General features: G+C 65.0%; 8 protein-coding genes. 7 read left to right on the top strand and 1 reads right to left on the bottom strand.

Annotated elements, in window-relative coordinates; translation table 11 throughout:
* The coding region (locus tag NKI58_RS10820) for an IS91 family transposase (RefSeq protein WP_352853194.1) at window positions 1–481 on the top strand (481 nt) is incomplete at its 5' end.
* A gap of 494 nt (window positions 482–975) precedes the next feature.
* On the opposite strand, the gene NKI58_RS10815 is transcribed toward NKI58_RS10820, so the two are convergent.
* A complete protein-coding gene (locus tag NKI58_RS10815; RefSeq protein ID WP_023675440.1) occupies window positions 976–1869 on the bottom strand; it encodes a LysR family transcriptional regulator in 894 nt (297 codons plus the stop codon).
* Window positions 1870–2020: 151 nt separating this feature from the next.
* Between NKI58_RS10815 and NKI58_RS10810 the strand changes: the two genes are divergently transcribed.
* From NKI58_RS10810 to NKI58_RS10785, 6 genes are all read left to right on the top strand, one after another.
* The gene (locus tag NKI58_RS10810; RefSeq protein WP_031211387.1) at window positions 2021–3211 is read left to right on the top strand and encodes an MFS transporter; all 1191 of its coding nucleotides are present in this window, start codon (window positions 2021–2023) and stop codon (window positions 3209–3211) included.
* Window positions 3208–3690 (top strand): cyclophilin-like fold protein, encoded by a 483-nt coding sequence (locus NKI58_RS10805; RefSeq protein ID WP_502897339.1) that lies wholly within the window; start codon window positions 3208–3210, stop codon window positions 3688–3690. The genes NKI58_RS10810 and NKI58_RS10805 overlap by 4 nt, the downstream gene beginning before the upstream one ends.
* Before the next feature lie 12 nt (window positions 3691–3702).
* Complete coding sequence (locus tag NKI58_RS10800) at window positions 3703–4098, top strand: (R)-mandelonitrile lyase (protein ID WP_352576066.1); 396 nt, start codon at window positions 3703–3705, stop codon at window positions 4096–4098.
* A gap of 26 nt (window positions 4099–4124) precedes the next feature.
* Window positions 4125–5141, top strand: coding sequence for a zinc-dependent alcohol dehydrogenase family protein (locus tag NKI58_RS10795; RefSeq protein WP_352576068.1), 1017 nt, complete (start codon window positions 4125–4127; stop codon window positions 5139–5141).
* A 64-nt stretch (window positions 5142–5205) separates the two neighbouring features.
* Window positions 5206–5634, top strand: coding sequence for a lipocalin-like domain-containing protein (locus NKI58_RS10790; protein ID WP_352783484.1), 429 nt, complete (start codon window positions 5206–5208; stop codon window positions 5632–5634).
* 40 nt (window positions 5635–5674) lie between these two features.
* The gene (locus tag NKI58_RS10785; protein ID WP_352785707.1) at window positions 5675–6856 is read left to right on the top strand and encodes an arabinose transporter; all 1182 of its coding nucleotides are present in this window, start codon (window positions 5675–5677) and stop codon (window positions 6854–6856) included.

Genomic DNA, 6856 nt, shown 5'->3' with positions numbered 1-6856 from the left:
CTGGTTCGTCTACGCCAAGCCGCCCTTCGCCGGACCCGAGGCCGTGCTGGCCTACCTGTCGCGCTATACCCACCGCGTCGCCATCTCCAACAGCCGGTTGATCGCGCTCGACGAGGCGGGCGTCACATTCCGCGTCAAGGACTACCGCCGCAATGGCAGCGAGCGCTACCGGACCATGACGCTGGAAGCGGGCGAGTTCATCCGCCGATTCCTGCTCCACGTGCTACCCAAAGGCTTCCATCGCATCCGCCACTATGGGCTGCTCGCCAGTGCGCACGCCAAGGCCAACATCGCGCGCGCTCGCGAACTTCTCGCCGCGCCGCAGCCCAAGGCCGAATGCAACGGAACGGGCGCCGATGCCGCCACGCCATCGGACTGGCGGCCGCCATGTCCATGCTGCGGCGGCAGGATGATCGTCATCGAGACCTTCGAACGCGGCGGCGACCGCGCCCGCGCGCCGCCTTGGACGAGGGCGCCATGACCACAAACCGCTCTTCATCGCTCTGCATACCCGCCGAGGACTCTGGTCGTCGGCGGCCCGAGGCGATCGTGCGTCTCCGGCCGATCGCATGTCCCGCACCATCTGCAGCGCCGAAACCGCCCGCTCTTCAAGGGCCGCATCGCAATGCGCACAGCCATCGCCAGCCCATCGAGCTACGCCTGCCCACCCACCAAGCCCATCGGTGCGGTCACAACGGACCAAGCCGAACCGTCAAATCCCCATAGCCGCAAAACCGAAATCTCCACCCCGCGGGTTCCTTCCCTGGAGGCTTCCGGACGCCGGCCTCGAGCCACGCCATCTCAGTAGACGGCCGGCATCCGAAACCCATCACAATCACAGGCATAGAGGCGAGCGAGCTACACGTCTGCTTTGAGGCGAAAGCAGCCGCCCGCAGCGTAGAAGTCAAATGGCTTGGGTCAGAACCTACCATTTACCAATGTCAGCTTCATGATTCATAGGCACAGTCTTGGGAGTCAGATGCGATGGCGGAGCGTCTCAATGATCACCGCCATCGCAGGCGAGAGCTGTCGCCTGCTCGGGTAGTAGAGGTGATAGCCCGCAAATGGCGGACTCCAGTCGTCAAGCACGAGCCTAAGGCATCCCTTGGCGATGTGGTGGCTGACGAGGTTTTCTGGGACATAGGCGATCCCGAAACCGCTTATCGCAGCCTCGATCATGGGAATGGACGAATTGAAGGTGAGTTGGCCTTCCACCCGCACACGAAGGTCGCGGCCATCCCTGGCGAATTCCCAGGCATATAATCCGCCGAACGTCGCCTGCCGCATATTAATGCAGTCATGATCGACCAGATCCTGCGGTGCGGTCGGAACCGGATGGCGGGAAAAGTACTCCGGCGAAGCCACGGCCACGAGCCTCCAATCCGGCCCGATGCGCACTGCGATCATATCCCTGTCGATGCTCTCACCAAGCCGCACGCCTGCGTCGAAGCGCTCCTCCACAATGTTCTTCATGCCGTTGTCGCTGTAGAGTTCGACGCACACGTCAGGATAGTCGCTGAGCAAGGGCTGCAGCTTCGGCCAGACGGTCGTCTGGAGCGCATGGTCGGAAAGCGTGATACGGACCGTTCCGGAGGGCTTGTCGCGAAAGGCCACCAGGCTTGCGAGGTCCGCTTCGATTTCCTCGAAGCGGGGAACAAGAGATTGGAAAAGTCGCTCGCCGGCCTCGGTCGGAGCGACGCTCCGCGTCGTACGCGTCAGCAGGCGGACGCCAAGACGAGCTTCAAGCTCCTTGATTGTCGAGCTCAGGGTCGACTGCGAGGTTCCGAGCTTGGCCGCCGCCTTGGTGAAGCTGCGCTCCCGGGCGACCGCCACGAACCAGAGCAAATCCTTCATGCCATCGCGCTGCATAGGGCACCTCCCGTCGGACATTTATATCATAAGCAGATAAGTCCATGCGAATTACTCAGTCTAATAGAATGGGTTCCTCTGCAATATCTTCCAGCATGGTGACGGGGATGGGCGGCTGATCCACCCCCGTCGCCTTGCAAGGATGCCAATTATGGAAACGACCTACGACACAAGGCTTGTCGAAGACCGCGCCGCATGGGGCGCGGTGCTGTCGATGGCTCTGTGTGTTTCCGTGCTCATCGCGTCGGAATTCATGCCGGTCAGCCTGCTGTCGCCGCTAGCGGCCGATCTCGGCATCACCGAGGGCCGCACGGGACAGGCGATCTCGATTTCGGGCGCTTTCGCCGTCGTGACCAGCCTGCTGGTCGCCGGCCTCACGCGCCGGATCGACCGCCGACTGGTCGTGACCGGCTTCACCCTTCTCCTCATCGTGTCCGGGCTCACTGTCACCTTCGCGCCGAACTACGCGTTCCTCATGGTCGGCCGGGCGCTGCTCGGCATCGCGATCGGCGGGTTCTGGTCGATGTCGACCGCGATCGTCATGCGCCTCGTGCCGCAAGACATGGTTCCGAAGGGTCTCGCCATGCTAAACGCTGGCAATGCCATTGCGGCCACCATCGCCGCGCCGCTGGGCAGTTTTCTTGGCGCCTATGTCGGCTGGCGCGGCGCTTTCTTCCTCGTCGTGCCGCTTGGGCTCCTGGCGCTGGTCTGGCAGTGGACAAGCCTGCCGGCGCTGCCCCCGCGCCGGAGGAAGCGTCCAGGCAATCCGCTGGCGCTCCTCGGCCGTCTTCCTGTCGCCACCGGCATGGCGTCGATCATGATGCTGTTCATGGGCCAGTTCGCGCTCTTCACCTATCTGCGGCCCTTCCTCGAGAGCGTCACTAGGGTCGACATCGCCGCGCTTTCGGCGATCCTGCTGGCGATGGGGCTGGCCGGGGTGCTCGGCACCCTCTGCATAGGCCGGCTTTTGCGCACGCGCCTGTTCAGCATCCTCATCGTCATCCCGCTGGTCATGGCCGCGCTGGCAGCTGCGCTCATCGCCCTCGGTGCCTTGCCGGTTCCCACAGCGCTGCTGCTCGTTGCCTGGGGCTTCTTCGGCACGGCCGCGCCCGTTGGCTGGGGCACGTGGCTCAGCCGGACGTTGCCGGACGACGCAGAGGCCGGCGGCGGGCTGCAGGTGGCAGTCATCCAGCTCGCCATTACAGGCGGCGCCGCGATCGGCGGCACGCTCTTCGATACGGTCGGCTGGTGGGGTGCATTCATTTTCGGCGCGGTGCTGCTCTGTGGATCGGCGCTCGCCGCCTTTGCAGCATCGCATTTGGCCCGGAGGTCGCAGCCATGACGGCAGCCATGACGATCGACCGTCCGGACCTCAGCCGCCGCGCGTTGCTCGGCGGCGCGCTCGCGGCAACGGTCCTGCCGCGGGCCGCCCGCAGCCAGCAGGGCAGCAACCCAGGCAGCCAGGAGCCCACCGACATGAGGATCAAGATGATTTTCAATGGCCGGACCATGACCGCCACGCTCTACGACAATCCGTCGGCGCGCGACTTCTTCACCATGCTGCCGCTCGATCTCACCATCGACGACTACGCGCATAACGAGAAGATTGCCTATCTGCCGCGCAAGCTGACGGAGGAGGGCAGCGGCCCGTTCGGCAACGAGCGGCCATACGACCTTTGCTACTTCATGCCCTGGGGCAATCTGGCCATGTTCTACGCCGACTACCGCCATCCCGGGCTGATCAGGCTCGGCCGCTTCGACGCGGGCGAAGAGGCCCTACACGTAAGCGGCAAGTTCCCGCTTCGCATCGAACGCATCTGACAGGAGATCACCATGGATATTCTTCGCGCAGGCACCAGGCCGTCTGGCGAGGGGCCTTCCGACTGGTTCACCGGCACGGTCCGCATCGATCCGCTGTTCAACCCGTTCGACGCCGCGCGCGTGCAGGGCGCGCAGGTGACGTTCGAGCCGGGCGCCCGCACCGCCTGGCACACGCATCCGCTTGGACAGACGTTGATCGTCGTCTCCGGCCTCGGCCTCGTTCAGAGCGAGGGCGGGCCGGTCGAGGAGATCCGTCTCGGTGACGTTGTCTGGTTCGCACCCGGCGAGAAGCATTGGCACGGTGCCTCACCCGAGACGGCCATGATCCACATTGCCCTCCAGGAGGTCAAAGACGGCAAGGTGGTGGACTGGCTGGAACACGTCAGCGACGCCGACTACGGCGCCTGACATCGATTGAACGAAAGGAAAGCAAAATGCTCGCAACCGTTCTTCATAAGCCCGGCGACATCCGCTGCGAGGAAGTCGAAGACCCAAGGATCCTTCGCCCGACGGATGCTATCATCAAGCTCTCGGCGAGCTGCATCTGCGGCTCGGACCTGTGGCCCTATCGCGGGCTGCAGCCGGTCAACGGCCCGATGCATATGGGCCACGAATATTGTGGCATCGTCGTCGAGGTCGGCGCAGAGGTGGGCACGGTCCGTCCCGGCCAGTTCGTCGTCGGCTCGTTCTGCCTCTCCGACAATACCTGCCCGCATTGCCGCTTCGGCTTCCAGTCGTCCTGTGTGCAGCGCGAGTTCATGTCGGGCGCGCAGGCGCCTTACGCCCGCGTGCCGTTGGCGGATGGCACACTGGTCGCCACCGCCGAGGTGCCGCCGGCCGAACTCATCCCTGACCTGCTGGCTGTGTCCGATGTGCTCGGCACCGGCTGGTATGCGGCCGACGCAGCCGAGGTCCGAGAAGGATCGACGGTGGTGGTGGTCGGCGACGGTGCGGTCGGCCTGATGGGCGTCCTCGCGGCCAAGGAGATGGGCGCTGAGCGCATCATCGCCATGAGCCGGCACGCCAGCCGCCAAAAACTCGCCCGCGAATTCGGCGCGACCGACATCGTCGCTGAGCGCGGCGAGGAAGGTGTGGCCCGGATCAAAGGGCTCACTAAGGACGTCGGCGCGGACTCGGTGCTGGAATGCGTTGGCACGGCGGAATCCTTCGACCAGGCGCTGGCCTGCTCTCGCCCCGGCGGCACCATCGGCTATGTCGGCGTGCCGCATGGCGTGAGCTTCGATGGCCAGAATCTCTTCTTCGGCCAGAAGCGCATGCTGGGCGGCCCCGCGCCGGTGCGCCGCTTCCTGCCCGACCTCATGGACCGTGTGCTCAAGGGCAGGATCAAGCCCGGCAAGGTCTTCGACCTCAAGCTGCCGTTGGCCGAGGTCGCTGAAGGCTACCGCGCCATGGACGAGCGGCGCGCCATCAAGGTCATGCTTTCGGTGTAAGCGAAGATTGGGCGGACGGCCTGTCCGCACCCACAAACGAGAAAAAGAACAACGACATATGACGATGAGATTGAAGATCGCTGCCCTTGCGCTTGCGCTTTCGGTCGCCACGCCGGCTTTCTCCCAAGAGTCCCCGATCATCGGCGCATGGCGCATGAGGTCGCTCGAGGCCGGTGCCGAGGGAAACCTCAAGCCCGTGCCATATTCCGGCCAGGTCATCTTCACCGAGGCCGGCACCCTCTCGGTGCAGGCCCAGAACCCCGACGCTAAGGCGCCGGACACGCCTTACACGGCGAATGGCTACGAAGCCTATTACGGGCCGGTCGCCATCAACGACCAGGACAAGACCTTCGTCATCACGATCGAGTCCTCCCTGGTCCGCAACCTTGTCGGGAAGAGCATGAAACGCAAATTCGAAGTCTCGGACAACAAACTGGTCCTGACGCCGGACAATCCGGCCGAAGGCTGGCGCGTGACCTACGAACGTTACTGATCGGAACAGCCCGGCTGTCAACGTGTTATCGGTGGCCACAATGGCGCGGACTTCTGACCGAAATGGCGCGATGGCGGAACTGGTGCCAATCATGGCGGCTGTCTTCGCCGGCTTCCTCCTGATCGGCTTGGCGCTACCCGTCCTGCCGCTGCATCTTCACCAGCAGCTCGGCTTCGGCCCCTTCGCAGTCGGGCTGGTGACGGGCAGCCAGTTCGTCGCCTCGATGCTGTCGCGCATTGGAGCCGGAAATTATGCCGATGGGCGCGGCGGCAAGCGGGCCGTCGTCGTCGGCCTCATTGCCGCTGTCCTGGCGGGGTTCATTTACCTCGGCTCGCTGGCATTGCTCGACCGGCCGGTAGCGTCCGCATCGGCGCTCTTCGCCGGGCGGGCGGTACTGGGCGCGTCTGAGAGCTTCATCATCACAGGCGGCGTCGCCTGGGGCCTCTCCCTTGCGGGCGGACAAAACTCCGGAAAGGTCTTAGCCTGGGTGGGCACGGCGATGTTCGCGGCGCTCGCGCTAGGCGCGCCGATCGGATCTGCGCTTTACGCGGCGAGCGGCTTCGCCGCGATCGCACTCGCGACGGTCGGCCTGCCGCTTGCGACGCTGCTTGCCATCCTGCCTATGCGTGGCACCAGCCTCGCCGCGAGCGCCGCACGACAGTCATGGACGAGCGTGGCGCAAGCGGTCTGGCTTCCCGGCGTCGGAGCTGCTTTCAGCAGCCTTGGCTATGGCGCGATCCTGTCCTTTGGCGCGCTGCTCTTTGCCGAACGCGGCTGGCAGCCGGTCTGGCTTCCCTTCACCACTTATGCCGCGTCGCTGATCGCGGCAAGGCTGTGCTTCGGCCACCTGCCTGACAGGTTAGGGGGCGCGCGCGTCGCCGTGATCTTCGTGGCGGTCGAGGCGGCAGGGCTGATGCTGATCTGGCTTGCGCCTGGGCCCGTTCTCGCCGCCATCGGAGCGGGCCTGACTGGCCTCGGCTACTCGCTGGTCTATCCCGGTTTCGGTGCCGAGGCCGTAACCCATCTTCCACCACGCAGCCGCGGCCTGGCCATGGGACTCTACACCGTCTTCCTCGACGTGGCGCTCGGCTTCGGCAGTCCGGCGCTCGGCTTGGTCGCTGGGTCGGCCGGGCTGCAATTCGTCTTCTTCGCCGTCGCGACGGCGACGCTTCCGGCGTTGGGCATCGCTCTGCTGCTGGGTCGCCGTAACGCTCCACTATAG

The organism is Mesorhizobium sp. M0522, from assembly GCF_040321085.1.
In the GTDB taxonomy this organism is placed as follows: Bacteria; Pseudomonadota; Alphaproteobacteria; order Rhizobiales; family Rhizobiaceae; genus Mesorhizobium.
Note: the sequence above shows the minus strand (reverse complement) of the source record. Positions and strands in the feature narration are given on the sequence as shown.

Excerpts from the sequence above, each read along its gene's own strand:
- NKI58_RS10815 (WP_023675440.1), bottom strand. The coding sequence starts at position 1,869 with ATGCAGCGCGATGGCATGAAGGATTTGCTCTGGTTCGTGGCGGTCGCC.
- NKI58_RS10810 (WP_031211387.1), top strand. The coding sequence starts at position 2,021 with ATGGAAACGACCTACGACACAAGGCTTGTCGAAGACCGCGCCGCATGG.
- NKI58_RS10805 (WP_502897339.1), top strand. The coding sequence starts at position 3,208 with ATGACGGCAGCCATGACGATCGACCGTCCGGACCTCAGCCGCCGCGCG.
- NKI58_RS10800 (WP_352576066.1), top strand. The coding sequence starts at position 3,703 with ATGGATATTCTTCGCGCAGGCACCAGGCCGTCTGGCGAGGGGCCTTCC.
- NKI58_RS10795 (WP_352576068.1), top strand. The coding sequence starts at position 4,125 with ATGCTCGCAACCGTTCTTCATAAGCCCGGCGACATCCGCTGCGAGGAA.
- NKI58_RS10790 (WP_352783484.1), top strand. The coding sequence starts at position 5,206 with ATGAGATTGAAGATCGCTGCCCTTGCGCTTGCGCTTTCGGTCGCCACG.
- NKI58_RS10785 (WP_352785707.1), top strand. The coding sequence starts at position 5,675 with ATGGCGCGGACTTCTGACCGAAATGGCGCGATGGCGGAACTGGTGCCA.